Here is a 16,255-nt window from a genome sequence, read left to right on the forward strand (position 1 = left end):
CTAGTGAATCTCGGCGGCGTCCTGCTCCTGAGCCGGTGTGGTTGCTGCCTGGCTGCGCCGTCTGCTAGGCCTAACCCCGGGGCTGCCCACGGGCCTCGAGGACCATCTGGTGCTTCTCTGGCTTGCGCTCATAGTGGTTACCGGCATGGTTCTCGATGCCGGGACGGCGGTTGCGCATATGCGCCAGGGTATACCCTGGTGGGACTTCTCCGGGCGCCTGCTGGCCCCGCTGCTGGAGCGCCTGGCACCCGGCGGCTTCCTGGAGCTCTACACGCTGACCAGAGTGGTGCACCTGGCCCTAACGGCTCTAATGCTAGCCGCCCTGCCGGGGACCAAGCTGGCCCATATAGTGGTGAGCGGGCTTTTCAACACCCTCTACTCCAGGCTCGACCATCCCGCCGCGTTTAGGCCGGTCCCGGACGCGGAGAAGAGGGTCGAGGAGGGCGGCACCATAGGCGTGGTGAAGCTGTCCGACACTACCTGGAAGCAGAGGATGGACTACGACGCCTGCACTCAGTGCGCCCGCTGCCACAACGCCTGCCCCGCGGTGGCGACGGGCAAGCCCCTCTCCCCGAGATGCTGCGGGAGCTGAGCGAGGCGCTGGACGAGCTGGAGGAGGATGACAGGGTAAGGGTGGTCGTATTGACTGGCAGCGGCCGCGCCTTCAGCGCAGGGGCTGACATCACGGCGTTCGCGGGCATCTCGCCGGTCAAGGCTATGATGTACTCTAGGAAGTTCCAGGAGGTCCTCTTCAAGATAGAGTACTATACGAAGCCCATCATAGCAGCGCTAAACGGCTACACCCTGGGCGGCGGCCTAGAACTCGCCATGGCAGCCGACTTCAGGATAGCCAGCGAGACAGCTATGCTCGGCCAGCCCGAGATAAACCTGGGATTCATACCCGGCGCCGGCGGCACCCAGCGGCTCCCCAGGCTGATAGGCAGGAGCCGCACCAAGGAGCTGATCTACACCGGCGACATGGTGCCCGCCGGCGAGGCCGCCAGGATGGGGCTGGTCGACCGGGTTGTGCCCCCGAGAAGCTGGAGCATGAGGCCCGCCAGCTTGCACTGAAGCTCGCGGAAAAGCCGCCGCTGGCGCTCATGACGGCCAAGTACGCGGTTCAAATAGGCATGGAGACCAGCATATGGGCCGGCATGGCGCTGGAGAGCAGCCTCTTCGGCCTACTCTTCAGCACAGAGGACGTAGTAGAGGGTGTGACGGCATTCCTGGAGAAGAGGAAGCCGAGGTTCAAGGGCCGCTAGCCTTTCCCCTCCCTCCTCAGCAGGCCTCAATGCAGCCCCCTCTTTGAGTATTCTTGCCAGCCTTGGCTGTCTTGCCCGCGCAGCCTTTCCCCAGAAGCTTATGACCAGTGCAGCCGTTCCTGAGCACCTCTCCCCGGGGCGGAGCTGGGCCCGCGCGGCTATCTGCCCTCCTACTGTTGTTCGTAGAGGCTTCTGGCGGCCTCCAGCACCACGGGGTCTTCGGCTACCGCGTCCCTCTCCCGCCTCAGGCCAAGCCTCTCCAGCGCCAGCATGAGAGCCCCGACCACGGGGTAGACCCTTTTGCCGCTCACCCCTATCCCGTGGGTCTCGAGCTCCCTCCGGAACCTTTCGGCGAACACCCTACTCTTGAACATAGAGCCGGTGGTGTATACGATCTCCGCCCCGGCCTTCTCCGCCGCGACCCGGGCCGCCTCCGCCAGCTCCACGGCGCCCCTCTCGAGGATGCTGCGAGCCTCCATGCAGCCCTCCTCGGCCGCCTCCGCCACGCGTGGCGCGAGCGAGGCTATCTTATCCACCCTTCCCCGGGTGAGGTAGAACCAGTAGGCCAGCTCGTCCCCACTGGTCACGCCCAGGGTAGACGCGAGCACCCTGGTGAGGCAGCTGTGCTCCCCGCGGCCGTCTAGAGCCCGGAGGAGCGCGCGGAGCGCCTCCCTGGCCACCCAGAAGCCGCTGCCCTCGTCGCCGAGGAGCCAGCCATGGTCCCCGACTATTATCCTCTCGCCCCGGGGGGTGAGGGCGTAGGCTATGCTCCCCGTCCCAGCTATCACCAGTGCCCCGGGCCCGCCGCCCGTGGCGTGCACGAGCGCTATATGGGCGTCGTGCTCAACCACCAGCCTGTCCCCGTAGCCGCTCGCAGAGGCTATGAGCCCGGCTAGCTGCCCCGCCAGCAGCCTGCTGTCGAGCCCCGCGAACCCGGCGACCACCAGGGAGACCCTGCTGGCCCGGTGCCCCGTGCCTCGGAGCGCGGCCTCCACAGCCTCCCTCACCGCCGCGCCCGCGGAGGCAGCCCCAATGTTCACCGGGTTCCCGGGCCCGGCGCTCCCGGCCCAAACACCGCCGCTGCCCGTGTCGTAGACGAGGGCCCTGGTGCGTGTGGCGCCTGCGTCCACGCCGGCTACGAGCACACCCTCCCACCAGGGGCTCCCGGGGGACGCGGCCCCCTACTGCCTCTTACGGAGATCCTGGTAGAGCGCTAGGAGAGCCACGAGCAGCACTACTAGGAGGAGCGGCACGTGCTGGGCGGCGAGCCTGCCCGGCGCCCCCGTGGGCTCCACCACGCTCCTGGACACCCTCCCCGCGTTGAACCCGGCGAGGGCCACGAGGTAGGGGTAGGTGGCCCGCGAGCCCCTAAGCAGCCAGGCTAGACCAGCGGCGCAGGCCACTGCTAGAACAATGTTCTCCCCCACGAGGAACCTGGGCAGAGGAGCCACGAGGTTGATCCCGGCATAGCCTATCATAAGAAGCACTATCAGGCCTGTAAGCACTTTATCCACGGTATCCAGCGTCATCCCCGGCACACCGCCCCTAGGCAGCCTTCTCCGAACCCGAAACGGATCCGGAGAACCCTTCTAGATAAAGCTAGCCACACCGCTCCCCGCGGCCATGCACGGCCTCTGCCACGCTGGCGTGGAGTTAAGTTTATCCAGCCCCGACTGCCTGGAGCAAACCTCCGGCTGGCAGCTATGGTGCTCCCGCCCTACCACCCCGTCGTGGAGCGGGCCCGCCTCTACGAGGTCGGCTTCGAGACCATAGTGGACTTCTTCTACAGGCTCGCCGAGGCGGCTGACAGGCTGAGGGAGGAGGGCTTCTGGCTCAACTATGGGCCCGAGAGGCTCCCCGACTACATAGAGGTGCCGGCCCGCGGCACGCTCCGTGTCAAGTACGGGTTCCCCGTGTACCAGAAGGGCGGCGTCTGCATGGACGTCACCAACACCGAGCAGGCCGGGATAGCGGAGGAGGCGGGCGCAGCCTCCGTCATGGTGCTCGACAAGCTGCCCTACGACATCCGTCGCCAGGGCGGCGTAGCGAGAATGGCTGATGTAAGGGTTATACAGCAGGTGATGGACACGATAACCATACCAGTGATGGCTAAGGTGCGTATAGGTCACTACTACGAGGCCGCGGTGCTCGAGAGCATAGGCGTCGACATGATAGATGAGAGTGAGGTGCTCACGCCGGTTGACGAGAAGCACCACATCAACAAGTGGCTCTTCAAGGTGCCCTTCGTCAACGGCGCCCGCAACCTCGGCGAGGCCCTCCGCAGGATAACCGAGGGCGCGGCGATGATACGCACCAAGGGCGAGGCGGGCACCGGCAACGTGGCCGAGGCGGTGAGGCACATGAAGATAATAGTCGGGGAGATAATGAAGCTGAGGAGCATGACCCCGGAGGAGAGGCTCAGGGCGGCCCGCGAGTACGGGGTCCCCCACCAGCTGGTAGACCTCACCGCCCGGCTCGGCCGCCTCCCGGTAGTGAACTTCGCCGCCGGCGGAATAGCCACCCCCGCCGACGCCGCGCTCATGATGTGGCTGGGCGCCGACGGCGTCTTCGTGGGCTCCGGCATATTCAAGAGCAAGGACCCCAGGGAGAGGGCCGAGGCCATAGTCCTGGCCACCAGCATGTGGCACGACCCGGAGACAGTCGCCGAGGCACAGGCTATGATCAGCGAGCAGAAGAGCATGATGGGGATAGATATACGCAGGCTCAAGCCCGAGGAGCTGCTCCAGGTGAGGGGAGAGTAGCCCTTGAAGATCGGGATAGTAGCCCTCCAGGGCGGCTTCTACGAGCACCACTACATGCTCCGCAAGCTTGCAGGCGAGACAGGCTGGAGCATAGAGCCGGTGTTCGTCAGGAAGCCGAGCGACCTGCGCGGCGTGGACGCCGTGATAATACCCGGCGGGGAGAGCACCACGATAGGCTTGGTGGCCCGCCGCTTAGGCCTCCTAGAAGAGCTACGCGACCTCCTAGCCTCCGGGCTCCCCGCCATGGGCACCTGCGCCGGCGCAGCGCTCCTGGCCAAGAGCGTCCGCGACCGCGTGGTAGGCGAGACCAAGCAGCCCCTCCTAGCGGTCATGGATATCGAGGTGGTGAGGAACTACTTCGGGAGGCAGAGGGAGAGCTTCGAGGTGGACTTGAGGATACCCGCGATAGGCGGGAAGCCGTTCCGCGGCGTCTTCATCCGAGCCCCCGCGATAACCAGGCTCTGGGGCAGGACCCAGAAGCTCGCGGAGCTAGACGGGGTTGCCGTGGCTGCAGAGGAGGACGGGAAGCTGGCCCTAGCCTTCCACCCGGAGCTGACCGGCGATACGAGGCTCCACCGCTACTTCATGGAGAGGGTTAAGCGCTAGCCCCCTCCTTTCTCAACCATCATCCTTATCTTCCGGAGCTCCTCCTCGAGCTCCCCCATGCAGGGGTCGGAGACGAGCCTCTCGGCGAGGCTCCTGACTGCCCTAGCAGTGTCTATCTCCTGCAGCGCTGCGGCCGCGTCGAGGGTGCCTATGGCCCACCCCACCTCGGTGAGGAGCTTGCTGCACCGGGCCATGAGCGCGTAGAGGCTCTCACTGCCTACGCCCAGGCGCTGCGCGTAAACCGCTAGGTCGCTCATATACTTCAGGAAATCGGCTATCACACCCCTCATGGTCTTGGCGCTCGGCTTCTCGAGACCCGGAATTCTCCTCAGCACCCTGATGAAGTTCTCCAGCTGGATCGTGAGCCTCCGCGCCTCCCTCCTAGGGTCCAGCATCCCCGACGCGCCCCCGCGGAGCCTAGGCCCCCCGGGTCTAGAAGGGTAGTAGGCGCCTCCCAGCCAGGCTCCTCGCGAGCATGTCGGCGGCGAAGGCCAGGAGCAGCACGCCTAGCCCGGCCAGGAGGGCGGCGTAGAGCCCCGTCATCCTCGAGAGCCCGGCCCCGGCGGCCGCCAGGAGGGCCAGCCACGCGTAGTCCATCCAGACGTGGCCGAGGTACATCGCGGCGAACCCCTTGGCGCCGTGGGCGGCTGCGCCCCGGACCAGGGGCAGCGCCACCGTGACCCACCAGGCTAGGAAGTAGGGGTTGAGCCCGGTCAGCGCCAGCCCGGTGGCGATGGCCCCGAGGGCCCCGCCCCCCACGGCAACCCCGGCTCCCTCCATGCCGGCCCCGTGGAGGGCCGCCGCAGCGCTCTGGAAGAGCCCGTAGGCGAAGTAGGCTATGAAGGCCGCCACGGCCACATCTAGGGGCTTCTCGAGCCGGCGGAGCACCCCCTCGAACCTCTCGGCCCACTTGACCAGAAGCGCCACGTAGGGCAGCTCGAACAGCATGTGGCCGAGTGCCACGAGCACGCCGCCCAGGGGGCCGAGGAGGGCGCCCACCGCCACCGCGCTGGCGGAGAGGGGTCCCGGGCTGAGCGCCCCGCTGGGGGTGAGCGCCAGGGTCCTCAGCACCAGGCCTCGTACCCCCTGCTCCCGGGCCACTGAGTCCATCCCTCTGCACCCTCCAGCCGTCTTAGCGGGGCCGCGGCGGCTGAGAGTGCTGAGGAGGCCCCGAGGGGGTTGTATCCCTGCCGCCGGCCCCGGCTACCTCCTAAGCCACTTCGGCACCCCGTTCTCCACCACCCTCCTCGCCCTGCCCAGCGCGGTGAGGGCGTTCAGTAGAGCCCTCACACTCGGCATGTATACCGAGTAGGCCCTCCTGCTCCTGGCCAGCCCGGTGGCCTCGAAAAGCCTCTCTATCACCTCGTCGCCCGCCGCCGGCTCATCGTCCAGCGCGGACTCGGCGAGGCGGAGCATCTCCTCTATCTTCCCCCGGTTGAGGTCTATGAGCCTCCGCGCCTCCCTCCTCTCGACCGGGGCCCCGTGGCCCGGCACCAGTATGTCGAAGTCGAGCCTCTCCAGCATACCCAGTGTCCTCATCCAGGAGAGCGTGTCGGTGTGGTAGAGCACCGGGTTGCCCTTCAAGTACTCCCCGCCGTACACCGTGTCCCCGGCGGCGAGGAGCCTCACGCCGCCAGCCTCTATGATGTACACCAGGTGGCCTGGCGTGTGCCCCGGCGCGTGGAGCGCATCGACGAGGGCTTCCCCGGACACGGCGCGCCCGGGCTCCACGGGCTCGTCCACACGGACGCCCCTTCCGACGAAGTAGGGTGTTATGTAGTTCTCCTCGAAGCCAGCGGCCCAGCCCATGGTAGCCATGTAGTTTATCGACGGGTTCTCGACTAGGGGGAGGCAGTGCCGCGGCGCATAGACCCTGGCACCCCTCTCCCGGAGGGCGCCCGCGTAGCGGAAGTGGTCGGCATGACCATGGGTAAGCAGCACCGCCCTGACGGGCTCGAGGGGCAGCGAGGGATCCACCGCCAGGGCGCCCGGGACTACTACAGTGTTTACCGCCATCTCACCCTCGCATACCAGAACGCCCCCGTACCCAATACAGCCCCCCTCCTCCACGGCCTAGGCCCCTCCCTGGATGGGCTCGGGGTTTACGCCTCCTATACGCGGGGGAGGGCATCTACTAAGCGTCTTGGTTTACGATAGTCCTACACGTCAGAAGCTACTTAAGCAGCCCCAATGGTGGAGGATGACGGTGCTCTGAGAGCTTGGAGGCGCAGCAGCACCTGCTGCAGGTGCTTGAGCAGAGGCTCCGTAGCCAGGATCTGGCCCGCAAGATCGTGGAGAAGATCCACAAGCTCGCCCCGCTGGCGGCTAAGCGCGTCGGGCAGACCCCGATAAAGATAATGGACTTCTGCGGTACCCACGAGTACACCATAACCCACTACGGTATAAGAAGCCTCATGCCCCCGGAGGTGGAGATCGTAGCCGGCCCCGGCTGCCCCGTCTGCATAACGCCAGCCTACTACGTGGACGTCGCCATAAAGCTCAGCCTTGAGGGGATAAGGGTCTACACCTATGGGGACGCCTACAAGCTCCCCGGCTCCGGCCGCCGCGGCCACGACATAAGGAGCCTAGAGGAGGCCCGCGCCGCCGGTGGCGACGTCGTAGTGGTATACAGTGTGCTCGACGCGGTAAGGATGGCCCGTAGGGATCGGAAGCCCAGCCTCTTCCTAGCAGTAGGCTTCGAGACCACCGCGCCCGCCACCGCGAGCCCCGTCGTGGCCGGTATGGTGCCGGAGAACCTCAAGATACTCAATGTGCACCGGCTCACACCCCCGATAATGAGGTACACGTTCGCCACCCACCGCGATAACCCCATCAGGGGCGTCATAGCCCCGGGCCACGTCTCGACCATAGTAGGCGCTAAGGCCTGGAAATTCGTCGTCGAGGAGTACGGGATCCCCACCGTGGTAGCCGGCTTCGAGCCGATAGACGTTCTCCTGGCGGTGCTGGAGATCTTGAGGCAGCACATAGAGGGCAGGCCGCGGCTCGTGAACGAGTACAGCAGGGCTGTTAAGTGGGAGGGTAATAAAAGAGCCCAGAAGCTGATAGATGAGTGCTGCGAGGTCGTGGACGCCGCGTGGCGCGGCATAGGCTTCGTGCCCAAGAGCGGGCTAGCCTTCCGCGACAAGTATCGCCACGTCGACGCGTTCCACGAGTACGGGATAAAAGAGCTGACCCCCGAGGAGTGGAAGTATGACCTGCCGCCGGGCTGCCGCTGCGCCGAGGTAACGCTCGGAATAGCGAAGCCCACCGACTGCCCGCTCTTCATGAAAGTCTGCACTCCCGGCACCCCCTACGGCCCCTGCATGGTGAGCAGCGAGGGCGCATGCGCCGTCTGGGCCCGGTTCGGCGGCGGCGGGCTAGCCGAGGAGATAGCCCGCAGCCTAGGCATAGCCTAGCTCCACGATGTTTCTCCGGGTTGCGCCTTTGCTCATGGCCTCGCGGTGTATAGTATAAAGCTATAAAGCCCCGTGCCGCCACGCATAGATCCCCCGGGGTTCACCCTTCCCATGTGCCTGGGCATACCCGCAGAGGTGAAGGAGGTAAAGGGTAACATAGCCGTGGTCGACTTCGGCGACGGCGTCCTCCGCGAGATAGATGCCGGCGCGCTCGAGGGCTTCAAGCCCGGCGACATAGTGATAGTGCATGCGGGCGTGGCGATCGAGCGACTGGACGAGGACCGCGCTAGGGAGATGATGCGGGTGATAGAAGCTTTCATATCCGACCTGGAGCGCAAGGCCGACGAGCTGGAGCGCCTCTTCCAGGTAGAGGAGATGGTGGAGAAGCAGTAGCCCCGCGGGGCCGGCCAGGGATGACCTGGTACATCAGGCTCTGGAAATATATAACCCTGGCGCACGGTGCAGGCGGGAAGGAGACCGAGGAGCTGGTCAGGAACCTCATAGTCCAGAGTGTGCCGCCCGAGCTGTGGAAGGTTAAGGGAGGGACGGGGCTCGACATACTCGACGACGCCGCCCTCATACCCGTCGGCGAGAACCGCTACATAGCGGTGACCGTGGACACCTACACTGTTAAGCCCCTCTTCTTCCCCGGCGGTGATCTAGGTAGGCTAGCCGCCTCGGGCACCATAAACGACCTCCTCATGGTGGGTGCTAGGCCCCTCGCGGTCCTCGACGGCGTTGTCGTGGAGGAGGGCTTCCCCGTAGAGGACTTCAAGAAGATCATGGACAGCTTCATAAACACGCTAAAGGAGGAGGGTGTGGCGCTGATAGGCGGGGACTTCAAGGTTATGCCGAAGGGCCAGCTGGACGGCGTAGTGATAGCCTCTATGGGCATAGGCCTGGTCGAGGGCAGGCCCATCGTCGACACCGAGGTACGGCCTGGCGATAAGATAATTGTCTCCGGCTACCTCGGCGACCACGGGGCGGCGATACTGGCAGCCCAGCAGGCTATAGGCGCCGAGATGAAGGTTGAGAGCGACGTGAAGCCCCTAACCAGGCTCATGCTCCCCCTGCTGGAGAAGCACCGCGAGAGCATACATGGCGCCGGCGACCCCACCCGGGGAGGGCTCTCAATGCTCCTCAACGACTGGGCGGAGAAGACAAAGACGGTGATAGTGTTTGAGGAGGAGAAGGTGCCCGTGAGGCCGCAGGTACGCGAGTACGCTGAGATGCTCGGGGTAGATCCCTTCAGCCTCGCCAGCGAGGGCGTAGCGGTGCTGGCGGTGGAGCCCTCCAAGGCCCAGGAGATACTAGAGTACATCCACAGCCTTGGCTTCAGGGACGCCGCCATAGTGGGTCAGGTATACGAGCCCAAGGACCCCAGGCACGCTGGCAGGGTGCTCCTGAAGAGCATGGCGGGCGGCGTGAGGATACTCGAGCCCCCCAGCGGCGAGATAGTGCCCCGCATATGCTAGGCAGAGCCTCTGCCCCACCTCCTCCTCTTCCCCTCTCGCAGCCGCTCCGGCTCCAGTGGAAGGTGCCAATAGGCCTTGCACGAGCCTCCTCGGAGGGCGCTGCGGCTGCGCGTCACCGGAATAGTTCAGGGAGTTGGCTTCCGGCCCTTTGTCTACAGGCTCGCCATCTCCCGCGGCGTCTCCGGCTACGTGGTTAACCTCGGCGGCAGCGAGGTCGAGATACATGTTGAGGGCAGCCCCTCCCGGCTCGCAGGCTTCATAGAGGGCCTCTATCTCGAGAGGCCGCCGCCCGCCAGGATAGAGGAGCTCGAGATAGAAGAGGTGAGGCCCCAGGGCTTCAAGGGCTTCACCATAAAGAGGAGCGAGAAGAGGAAGAGCAAGAGAAGCATGATACCCCCCGACTTCGGCATATGCAGGGACTGCCTGAAGGAGGTCCACGACCCATCCACCAGGTTCTACCGCTACTACTGGAATAGCTGTGCCTGGTGCGGCCCCAGGTTCTCAATGATGTACACCGTGCCCTATGACCGGGAGAACACCTCTATGAGGAAGTACTCGCTCTGCAGGGATTGCAGGAGGGACTACGAGGACCCCGGCAACATAAGGAGGTTCCACGCCCAGGGGATCAGCTGCCCCCGCTGTGGCCCCAGGACCTATGTCTACACGATGGACGGGAGGAGGCTCCCCGTCGAGGACCCGGTCGAGTGGGCGGCGGAGAAGATAGAGGAGGGCTATATACTCGCGGTGAAGGGTGTTGGAGGCTTCCACCTGGCAGCCCTCGCTAGCCGGGACGACGTGGTGGAGGAGCTGCGTAGGAGGAAGAGGAGGCCCACCAAGCCCTTCGCCCTCATGGCGAGGGACTGCAGCGTGGTGGAGAAGATAGCTGAGCCCCCGCCCGGCGCCTGCAGTGTGCTGGAGTCGGCTGAGAGGCCCATACTCCTCCTCCCGCGGCGCCCTGGCTCCCCCGTCTCCCCCCTGGTGGCGCCTGGGCTGGACACGGTAGGGGTGATGCTCCCCTACACGGGGTTCCAGGCCCTGCTCCTCGAGAGCGTCCGTGACGGCTTCCTGATAATGACCAGCGGCAACAAGTCCGGGTACCCCATGTGCACTACGCTGGAGTGCGTCTTCACCCACCTGAGGGGGATAGCTGACTACGTGGTGGCGCATGACAGGGAGATAGTGCACCGCGTCGACGACAGCGTGCTCCGCTACACCGAGGGGGAGCTCGTCTTCCTCCGGAGGGCCAGGGGCTACGCCCCCACCTGGCTCTACTCTCCCGAGCAGCTCCCCGACATGGTGGCTGTGGGGGCTGAGCTGCAGACGGCTGGAGCGGTGGCGTTCGAGGACAAGATAGTGCCGACCCAGTATATAGGGGACATGGACGAGCCCGGGCAGGTGGAGGAGCTGGAGAAGGAGCTGCGCTGGTTCATAGAGGTCTACTCGCTCAGGCCGAGAGCCGTGGCGGTGGATATGCACCCCGGCTACCACAACAGGCCGCTCGCGGCGAGGCTGGCCGAGGAGTACGGGGCGGAGCTGGTGGAGGTCCAGCACCACCACGCCCACGCGGCAGCTGCTATGCTGGAGGACAGGGTGCCGCCGGGCGAGAAGAGGGTGGCTATAACAATCGACGGCACCGGCTACGGCACCGACGGCACGGTCTGGGGCGGCGAGGTGCTCGTGGCCAGCTACGCCGGCTTCACCCGCGCCGCCAGCCTCCACCCCTTCAGGCTCCCCGGGGGAGACGCGGCAGCCGAGTGGCCGGTCAAGGCCCTCGTGGGGCTCATGCAGGCCTCGGGCCTCGGCGAGGAGGAGGTACTGGAAATACTCCGCCGCCGCGGCCTCCTATCCCGCGACAAGCTTCCCCACGGCGAGCTGGAGGCGAGGGTGAGCTACCGGCTGGCCGCCGCGGGCAAGGCCCCCCTGGCAACGAGCACCGGCCGCACCCTAGACGCCCTCGCAGCCCTGCTGGGGGTGGCGTGGCATAGGGGCTACGAGGGGGAGCCGGCGATGAGGCTTGAGGCGGCTGCGAGGGGCGGCAGGGACCACGGCTACACGCCCCGGCTAGTACAGATGGAGGGCAGGCTGGTGGTGGACACCCGCGGCCTGCTCGAATGGGTGCTCGATAACCTGGACAGGCTCCCCCCGGCAGACCTTGCAGCCACGGTGCAGCGGGCCCTGGGGAGGGGCCTCGGCGAGGCGGCTGCGAGGGCTGCGAGGGGGCTCAGCGGCCCCGTCTACATCTCCGGCGGCGCCGCGGTGAACACGCTGATAGTCCAGGGGGTGCGCGAGGCGCTGAAGGACCACGGGCTCGAGGCGAGGCTCCCCCACCGCCTACCCCCGGGCGACGGGGGGATAGCGGCGGGCCAGGTGCTTGTGGCGGCTTCCAGGATTCTCGGCTGGGACTAACCTCGCCCCCGGAGTACTACCAGGCCGGGAGGCTATCCCCGGGTTCCCGGGCCCCTACAGCGCCCAGCATGCCGGGCCCAGCCGAGCCCGCGGGGGAGTTGCCCGGCGCCGGTTAATAGCGTCGTGACCGCTCAGCTTTAAACACTCGAATAAGGGCCTTGGAGTAATAACCGGTGTTCCTCCTTGCCCCATGGAAGGCTCCTGCTAATGACCCCGGCCCCACCCCTGTGGACTTTGAGACATTGCTAGCAATGGCTAGGCCTACGGTTAACCATGCATCGCCGGAGTTCGACGAGGTTCACAGCGAGGCTGTGAAGATGCTGAAGGAAGTCTTTGACACCCGCGGCGGTCGTTATACTGCCAGGCAGCGGGACCAGCGCCATGGAGCTGGCCCTGAGAAGCGTCGTCAGGCCGGGGTCAAAGGTGCTGGTGCTGAAGGCTGGCTTCTTCGGGGACTACCTTGAGAAGAGTGTTAAGGCCCTGGGCGGCGAGGCCGCCACCGCTCAAGTTGGGCTGGGCAGGGGCTTCACAGCCGCTGAGCTGGATAGGCTGCCGGAGAAGAATAGAGACGCCGCGGCAGTCGCGCTGCAGCACGTTGAGACCTCGACGAGCGTCGCCAACCCGGTCAGGGAGCTGGCCAGGACTGCGAGGAGCTGGGGCGTGCCGCTGGTTGTGGACGGAGTGGCCCCCGTGGGGCATGGAGGTGAGGATGGACGACTGGGGTGTTGACATCTGCTTCACTGGGTCACAGAAAGGCCCTCGGGGCCCCGGGCCTCGGCCTGGTGGCCTACAGCGAGTCCTACACTAGGGAGGTCGAGTCGAGGGGACAGTGGAGACTCTACTTCAACCCCCGAGCCTCCTCAAGGAGATGGAGTCTACGAGGAACTACTACATAACCCCAGCGGTCAACCTAGTCTACGCTCTGAGGGGGTTCCTCCGGAGCATACTCTCCGAAGGCCTCGAGGAGAGGTACAGGAGGCACAGGATCATGGCTGAGGCGGTTAGAGCCGTCCTGGAGTCCCTGGGAGTCAGCCTCGTCGCGGAGGAGGGCTTCAGAGCCGATACCTTACAGCCGCCTACCTGCCCGAAGGCGTGGACTGGCCCAGCTTCTATAGGGAGATGAGAACCCGTGGAGTCGAGGTGGCCGGAGGCCTCGAGGAGCTTAAGGGCAGGGTATTCAGGATAGGGCACATGGGCCAGGTAGGCTGCCCGGAGCTAGCGGCGACAGTAGCGGCCCTGGAGAGGACGCTCAAAGCGCTCGGAGTCAACGTGAAGCTCGGCCAGGGCCTCACAGTCCTCCAGGAGACGCTGGCAAAGCGCGGCATCTAGCACCGTCCCGCCGGGACGGCCGGTCTCGAGGCCCAAAACCCTCTATGCTCTGGGGCGTTAGGGCCGGGGCCCGGGTAGCCCGGCTCGAACCCGCTCACGACGCGGAGCCCTCAGAGGCCTCCCCGCCCTCCTCCCCCTTCATAGCCTCCTGTATGACCTCCAGCACCTTGCCCTTCTGGTAGGCCTGCTCCAGAAGCTCGAGCCCAGCCCGGTAGACCGCGCAGAGATCCTCCTTGGCCTTCTGGAGCGCCTTCTCCAGGTCCTCCCCCTCTATAGCGTAGGTTGCCGTGAGCCCTACTCCGAGATGGGCTAGTGCCAGCGAGGCGAAGGGGAGGAGCGAGCGCTGGTTGTTAGCCTCATTGAGCAGCGCGCCCCACGCCTTCAGCATACTGGTGGCCCATGCCCGATAGTCCTTCATGTTCTCCAGCCGCCACGCGACGAAGTAGACTATCTCGTTAGCCCTCCTGCCGCAGCCTTCCTCCCCCAAGCGCGCACACCCCATGGCAGTGCCCCTGCACCAGGCTATATAGTGCAGCGTAGCCGGGGCGAATAATTAATGCAAAACGTGTATAAGTATGCGCAACTAGCCTGGAGGTGTGACTGGGAGCTACCTGTGTCTCCCGGGCTACTACGCCGTCTTAGATACTGGTGGCACATCCGCGACCCCGATGTACGCTATATCGTGGAGGTCGGTGTAGACCGGATACCCGAGGCCCTCAAACCGGTGCCCCACACCCTCCCGCCGCCCTACAACTACGCGGCCAGCAGCATAGAGTGGAATAGTAGGCTACTCGACGACCCCGGCCTGGTCCTCCAGCTCCTCGAGGCCGCTGAGGCCCGGGAGGAGTTTGAGGCCAGGCTCCCGGGGCTCCGGGGCCAGGTTAGGCACCTGGTTACCGGGAGGCTCGCGGAGAAGGCGGGGCCTAGGCTGCTGATACTGGAAGGGGAGAGGCTCAGCGCCTGGCTCCTCACCTACGGGGTAGTGGTGACAGCTGTTAGGCTTGAAGAGCCTGGCGTCGGGGTCAGCTATGGGCTCCAGGCGCTCCACGCGCTTGACGAGTGGACCGGCAGTGTCAAAGTTGTGGCGGCTAGGCTGAGGCCCTACGTCTACCACTGGGGCCCCGAGCTGAGCGTCTACATAAAAGGCCTGGATAACCAGCACCGCTACCTCGTTACGGTGCTGAATAACCTCTACATAAGCCTCCTGGCCGGCGAGGAGAAGGAGGTGGTGGATGACGTCCTCAAGAGCCTCGTCGATTATACTAGGTTCCACTTCCGCAGCGAGGAGAAGCTCTTCGACAAGTACGGCTACCCCCGCGCCGAGGCCCACCGCCGCCAGCACCAGAGCTTCGTAGAGAAGGTGACAGAGTTCAATGAGCAGTACGAGGCCGGGGAGAAACAGCTTACGCTCAGCGTGCTCCGCTTCCTCTCCGACTGGGTGAGGAACCACATACTCGTGAGCGACCACGACTACGGGGAATGGTTCTATAGGAAGGGGCTGCCCATAGTCGATGAGGAGGCGGCCAGGGAGTCCAGGCTGGCCAGGAGAAAACTCGGCCTCGACTAGAAGGCTCTAGAGCTAGTCTAGGAGAGGCCTCCCGCAGTTCTCCTCGATCCACTCCATCACGCAGCCCGCTGGAGCCCGGAGCCTGGCGCCGAGCCTCCTCAGGAGCCTCTCCAACTCCGCCAAGGCTTTGGGGACGGCTTTCCTCACCTCCCCGCTGAGCCCCTCCATGAACTCTATGCTGTAGGGCCTTACCCCCACCAGGTAGGCCCTACCCTTGAACAGCTGGGCGGCGTAGGCGAGAACCACGAGCCTCACAGGGTTGAGACTGTGAGGGTCTATCTCCTGCACTAGCTCGGCCACTTCGGCCTCGCTCAGCTTGGCCGGGTCTATCTCCAGCACCGCCACCCGCGCGTCCTCCGGCATGTCCTCGGAGAGGTAGGAGTCTATGAATACGACCGTGTCGTAGCCCTCTAGGATGCTTATATGGCCTGGGCTGAGGTGCTGTATAGCCGCCAGCCTGGCGCCCCCTACCCCGCCACATGCCTCTATGCCGCGGGCCAGGCAGTAGCCTATCCCGTCGTCCCCGTGTAGGGTGTTACCCACGCCAAGCACTAGCAGGCTATGCGCCGCACTCCCTCCGGACCCACTCCCTGGCAAGCCTCCTACACTCCTCCTCTGGGTCCGCCGCATCCCCGGGATCGCACTCCACTAGGATAAAGGGCCGGTTCCAGAGCAGGCTTAGCGCTGCAGCGTAGTCGTCGAGGCCGAGGCTGCCGGTGAGGTTCATCCAGAGCTCCCTTGTAAGCTGCTGGGGCGTCAGCGCACGGGCGTCCCTGGGCTCCACTCGGGCCACGTACACCCCGGCGCCCCGTCCTTCAACGTGGGAGGCGCCTAGGAGGAAGAGCTCGCCTGCGCCCCTCCTCTCAGCCTCGTCTATCAGTGCTAGAGCGTCCATGGACCCGTCTATCACCGTGCAGCTGCCTATCCTCGCCTCTCCCTGCCTCCCCGTCAGCTCCAGCGATAGGGCTAGTATTCCGCTTCCCCCCTTCACTATGGGGTTCGGGACTACCACCACCAGCTTCCCCGCCCCGGCCGAGGCCCCGGAGGTACTCCTCGAGCTGAGATGCATCATCCAGCCCCATGCTCCTCGCGACGAGCCTCCGTAGCTCCTCTAGGCCTGGCTGGGGCGGCGGGTTAAAGCTGTAGAGCCTCCGTAGCATCCTCTTCTCCGGCGTCAGCTCGACCCCCAGCGCGTCCTCCACGGCCCCTATTATCTCGGAGCGTATCTCCTCAACGGTCTTTGCGGCGCGGCCGCCTAGTCTCAGCAGCTCCCGCAGCGTCTCCAGCAGCGCCCTCCTCCTCTCCCCGGGATCCGCCAAGCCGGCACCCCTGTTACTAGGGTAAATTTACGGGCTTATCGTTAAACCCTCCGCAGCCCGAGGCTGGGGGTGAGGAGCTCCCAGGCCTACGGGGGCCGAGCTCCTCGGAGCCC

Annotated in this window: 20 protein-coding genes and 1 pseudogene; 12 read left to right on the forward strand and 9 right to left on the reverse strand. The window is 65.4% G+C overall.

Annotation, left to right across the window (positions count from 1 at the left end; translation table 11 throughout):
- The first annotated feature begins 37 nt into the window (after window positions 1–37).
- Window positions 38–592: a hypothetical protein gene (locus ACZ42Y_RS00265; protein ID WP_058370318.1), complete on the forward strand. Its 555-nt coding sequence runs from the start codon at window positions 38–40 to the stop codon at window positions 590–592.
- Window positions 571–1,262, forward strand: a pseudogene (locus tag ACZ42Y_RS00270) (enoyl-CoA hydratase/isomerase family protein); the annotation flags it as partial. The gene ACZ42Y_RS00265 and the pseudogene ACZ42Y_RS00270, both read left to right, overlap by 22 nt.
- A gap of 170 nt (window positions 1,263–1,432) precedes the next feature.
- On the opposite strand, the gene ACZ42Y_RS00275 reads toward ACZ42Y_RS00270, so the two are convergent.
- Both ACZ42Y_RS00275 and ACZ42Y_RS00280 read right to left on the reverse strand, forming a co-directional pair.
- Window positions 1,433–2,407, reverse strand: a complete 975-nt coding sequence (locus ACZ42Y_RS00275) for a BadF/BadG/BcrA/BcrD ATPase family protein (protein ID WP_464735498.1) — start codon at window positions 2,405–2,407, stop codon at window positions 1,433–1,435.
- Window positions 2,408–2,443: 36 nt separating this feature from the next.
- On the reverse strand, window positions 2,444–2,791 hold the full coding sequence (locus ACZ42Y_RS00280) for a hypothetical protein (protein ID WP_464735499.1): 348 nt from the start codon (window positions 2,789–2,791) through the stop codon (window positions 2,444–2,446).
- A gap of 174 nt (window positions 2,792–2,965) precedes the next feature.
- Here ACZ42Y_RS00280 and pdxS point away from each other — a divergent pair, with 174 nt between their 5' ends.
- Entirely contained in the window at window positions 2,966–4,024 is a 1,059-nt protein-coding gene (gene pdxS / locus ACZ42Y_RS00285; RefSeq protein ID WP_464735500.1) for a pyridoxal 5'-phosphate synthase lyase subunit PdxS, read from the forward strand.
- Window positions 4,025–4,027: 3 nt separating this feature from the next.
- Window positions 4,028–4,630 (forward strand): pyridoxal 5'-phosphate synthase glutaminase subunit PdxT, encoded by a 603-nt coding sequence (gene pdxT / locus ACZ42Y_RS00290; RefSeq protein ID WP_464735501.1) that lies wholly within the window; start codon window positions 4,028–4,030, stop codon window positions 4,628–4,630.
- Here the strand turns inward: pdxT and ACZ42Y_RS00295 are convergent.
- The 3 genes from ACZ42Y_RS00295 to ACZ42Y_RS00305 all read right to left on the reverse strand — a co-directional run bounded on the left by ACZ42Y_RS00295 (window position 4,627) and on the right by ACZ42Y_RS00305 (window position 6,646).
- Window positions 4,627–5,025: a hypothetical protein gene (locus ACZ42Y_RS00295; protein WP_464735502.1), complete on the reverse strand. Its 399-nt coding sequence runs from the start codon at window positions 5,023–5,025 to the stop codon at window positions 4,627–4,629. The genes pdxT and ACZ42Y_RS00295 overlap by 4 nt on opposite strands.
- Window positions 5,026–5,062: 37 nt before the next feature.
- Complete coding sequence (locus ACZ42Y_RS00300) at window positions 5,063–5,740, reverse strand: LysE family transporter (protein WP_058370312.1); 678 nt, start codon at window positions 5,738–5,740, stop codon at window positions 5,063–5,065.
- Between the two features lie 93 nt (window positions 5,741–5,833).
- A complete protein-coding gene (locus tag ACZ42Y_RS00305; protein ID WP_168371213.1) occupies window positions 5,834–6,646 on the reverse strand; it encodes an MBL fold metallo-hydrolase in 813 nt (270 codons plus the stop codon).
- Between the two features lie 203 nt (window positions 6,647–6,849).
- Here ACZ42Y_RS00305 and hypD point away from each other — a divergent pair, with 203 nt between their 5' ends.
- The 7 genes from hypD to ACZ42Y_RS00340 all read left to right on the forward strand — a co-directional run bounded on the left by hypD (window position 6,850) and on the right by ACZ42Y_RS00340 (window position 13,256).
- On the forward strand, window positions 6,850–8,046 hold the full coding sequence (gene hypD / locus ACZ42Y_RS00310; RefSeq protein ID WP_464735503.1) for a hydrogenase formation protein HypD: 1,197 nt from the start codon (window positions 6,850–6,852) through the stop codon (window positions 8,044–8,046).
- 72 nt (window positions 8,047–8,118) lie between these two features.
- Window positions 8,119–8,439, forward strand: a complete 321-nt coding sequence (locus tag ACZ42Y_RS00315; protein WP_464735504.1) for a HypC/HybG/HupF family hydrogenase formation chaperone — start codon at window positions 8,119–8,121, stop codon at window positions 8,437–8,439.
- 20 nt (window positions 8,440–8,459) lie between these two features.
- The gene (gene hypE, locus ACZ42Y_RS00320; RefSeq protein ID WP_058370309.1) at window positions 8,460–9,521 is read left to right on the forward strand and encodes a hydrogenase expression/formation protein HypE; all 1,062 of its coding nucleotides are present in this window, start codon (window positions 8,460–8,462) and stop codon (window positions 9,519–9,521) included.
- A 75-nt stretch (window positions 9,522–9,596) separates the two neighbouring features.
- Window positions 9,597–11,927 carry a carbamoyltransferase HypF gene (hypF, locus tag ACZ42Y_RS00325; RefSeq protein WP_058370308.1) on the forward strand — a complete coding sequence of 777 codons (2,331 nt, stop codon included), beginning with the start codon at window positions 9,597–9,599 and terminating at the stop codon, window positions 11,925–11,927.
- Window positions 11,928–12,260: 333 nt separating this feature from the next.
- Window positions 12,261–12,656: an aminotransferase class V-fold PLP-dependent enzyme gene (locus ACZ42Y_RS00330; protein ID WP_236698100.1), complete on the forward strand. Its 396-nt coding sequence runs from the start codon at window positions 12,261–12,263 to the stop codon at window positions 12,654–12,656.
- Between the two features lie 100 nt (window positions 12,657–12,756).
- Entirely contained in the window at window positions 12,757–13,050 is a 294-nt protein-coding gene (locus ACZ42Y_RS00335; RefSeq protein ID WP_236698099.1) for a hypothetical protein, read from the forward strand.
- On the forward strand, window positions 13,047–13,256 hold the full coding sequence (locus tag ACZ42Y_RS00340) for a hypothetical protein (RefSeq protein ID WP_236698098.1): 210 nt from the start codon (window positions 13,047–13,049) through the stop codon (window positions 13,254–13,256). Before ACZ42Y_RS00335 ends, ACZ42Y_RS00340 begins: the two co-directional genes overlap by 4 nt.
- 94 nt (window positions 13,257–13,350) lie before the next feature.
- On the opposite strand, the gene ACZ42Y_RS00345 is transcribed toward ACZ42Y_RS00340, so the two are convergent.
- Complete coding sequence (locus ACZ42Y_RS00345; RefSeq protein ID WP_058370307.1) at window positions 13,351–13,743, reverse strand: hypothetical protein; 393 nt, start codon at window positions 13,741–13,743, stop codon at window positions 13,351–13,353.
- A 126-nt stretch (window positions 13,744–13,869) separates the two neighbouring features.
- Here ACZ42Y_RS00345 and ACZ42Y_RS00350 point away from each other — a divergent pair, with 126 nt between their 5' ends.
- Window positions 13,870–14,823, forward strand: a complete 954-nt coding sequence (locus tag ACZ42Y_RS00350) for a bacteriohemerythrin (RefSeq protein ID WP_464735505.1) — start codon at window positions 13,870–13,872, stop codon at window positions 14,821–14,823.
- Between the two features lie 12 nt (window positions 14,824–14,835).
- Here ACZ42Y_RS00350 and ACZ42Y_RS00355 read toward each other — a convergent pair whose 3' ends face one another.
- From ACZ42Y_RS00355 to ACZ42Y_RS00365, 3 genes are read right to left on the reverse strand one after another with little or no spacing between them, the layout of a single operon-like run.
- The gene (locus ACZ42Y_RS00355; RefSeq protein WP_464735506.1) at window positions 14,836–15,366 is read right to left on the reverse strand and encodes a hydrogenase maturation protease; all 531 of its coding nucleotides are present in this window, start codon (window positions 15,364–15,366) and stop codon (window positions 14,836–14,838) included.
- A gap of 16 nt (window positions 15,367–15,382) precedes the next feature.
- On the reverse strand, window positions 15,383–15,718 hold the full coding sequence (locus ACZ42Y_RS00360) for a hypothetical protein (RefSeq protein WP_058370304.1): 336 nt from the start codon (window positions 15,716–15,718) through the stop codon (window positions 15,383–15,385).
- The gene (locus ACZ42Y_RS00365) at window positions 15,687–16,142 is read right to left on the reverse strand and encodes a hypothetical protein (protein WP_058370303.1); all 456 of its coding nucleotides are present in this window, start codon (window positions 16,140–16,142) and stop codon (window positions 15,687–15,689) included. Before ACZ42Y_RS00365 ends, ACZ42Y_RS00360 begins: the two co-directional genes overlap by 32 nt.
- Window positions 16,143–16,255: the final 113 nt, after the last annotated feature.

The organism is Pyrodictium brockii, from assembly GCF_055379715.1.

Excerpts from the sequence above, each read along its gene's own strand:
- ACZ42Y_RS00300 (WP_058370312.1), bottom strand. The coding sequence starts at position 5,740 with ATGGACTCAGTGGCCCGGGAGCAGGGGGTACGAGGCCTGGTGCTGAGG.
- ACZ42Y_RS00340 (WP_236698098.1), top strand. The coding sequence starts at position 13,047 with ATGAGAACCCGTGGAGTCGAGGTGGCCGGAGGCCTCGAGGAGCTTAAG.
- ACZ42Y_RS00360 (WP_058370304.1), bottom strand. The coding sequence starts at position 15,718 with ATGGACGCTCTAGCACTGATAGACGAGGCTGAGAGGAGGGGCGCAGGC.
- ACZ42Y_RS00280 (WP_464735499.1), bottom strand. The coding sequence starts at position 2,791 with ATGACGCTGGATACCGTGGATAAAGTGCTTACAGGCCTGATAGTGCTT.
- pdxS (WP_464735500.1), top strand. The coding sequence starts at position 2,966 with ATGGTGCTCCCGCCCTACCACCCCGTCGTGGAGCGGGCCCGCCTCTAC.
- hypE (WP_058370309.1), top strand. The coding sequence starts at position 8,460 with ATGACCTGGTACATCAGGCTCTGGAAATATATAACCCTGGCGCACGGT.
- ACZ42Y_RS00295 (WP_464735502.1), bottom strand. The coding sequence starts at position 5,025 with ATGCTGGACCCTAGGAGGGAGGCGCGGAGGCTCACGATCCAGCTGGAG.
- ACZ42Y_RS00305 (WP_168371213.1), bottom strand. The coding sequence starts at position 6,646 with ATGGCGGTAAACACTGTAGTAGTCCCGGGCGCCCTGGCGGTGGATCCC.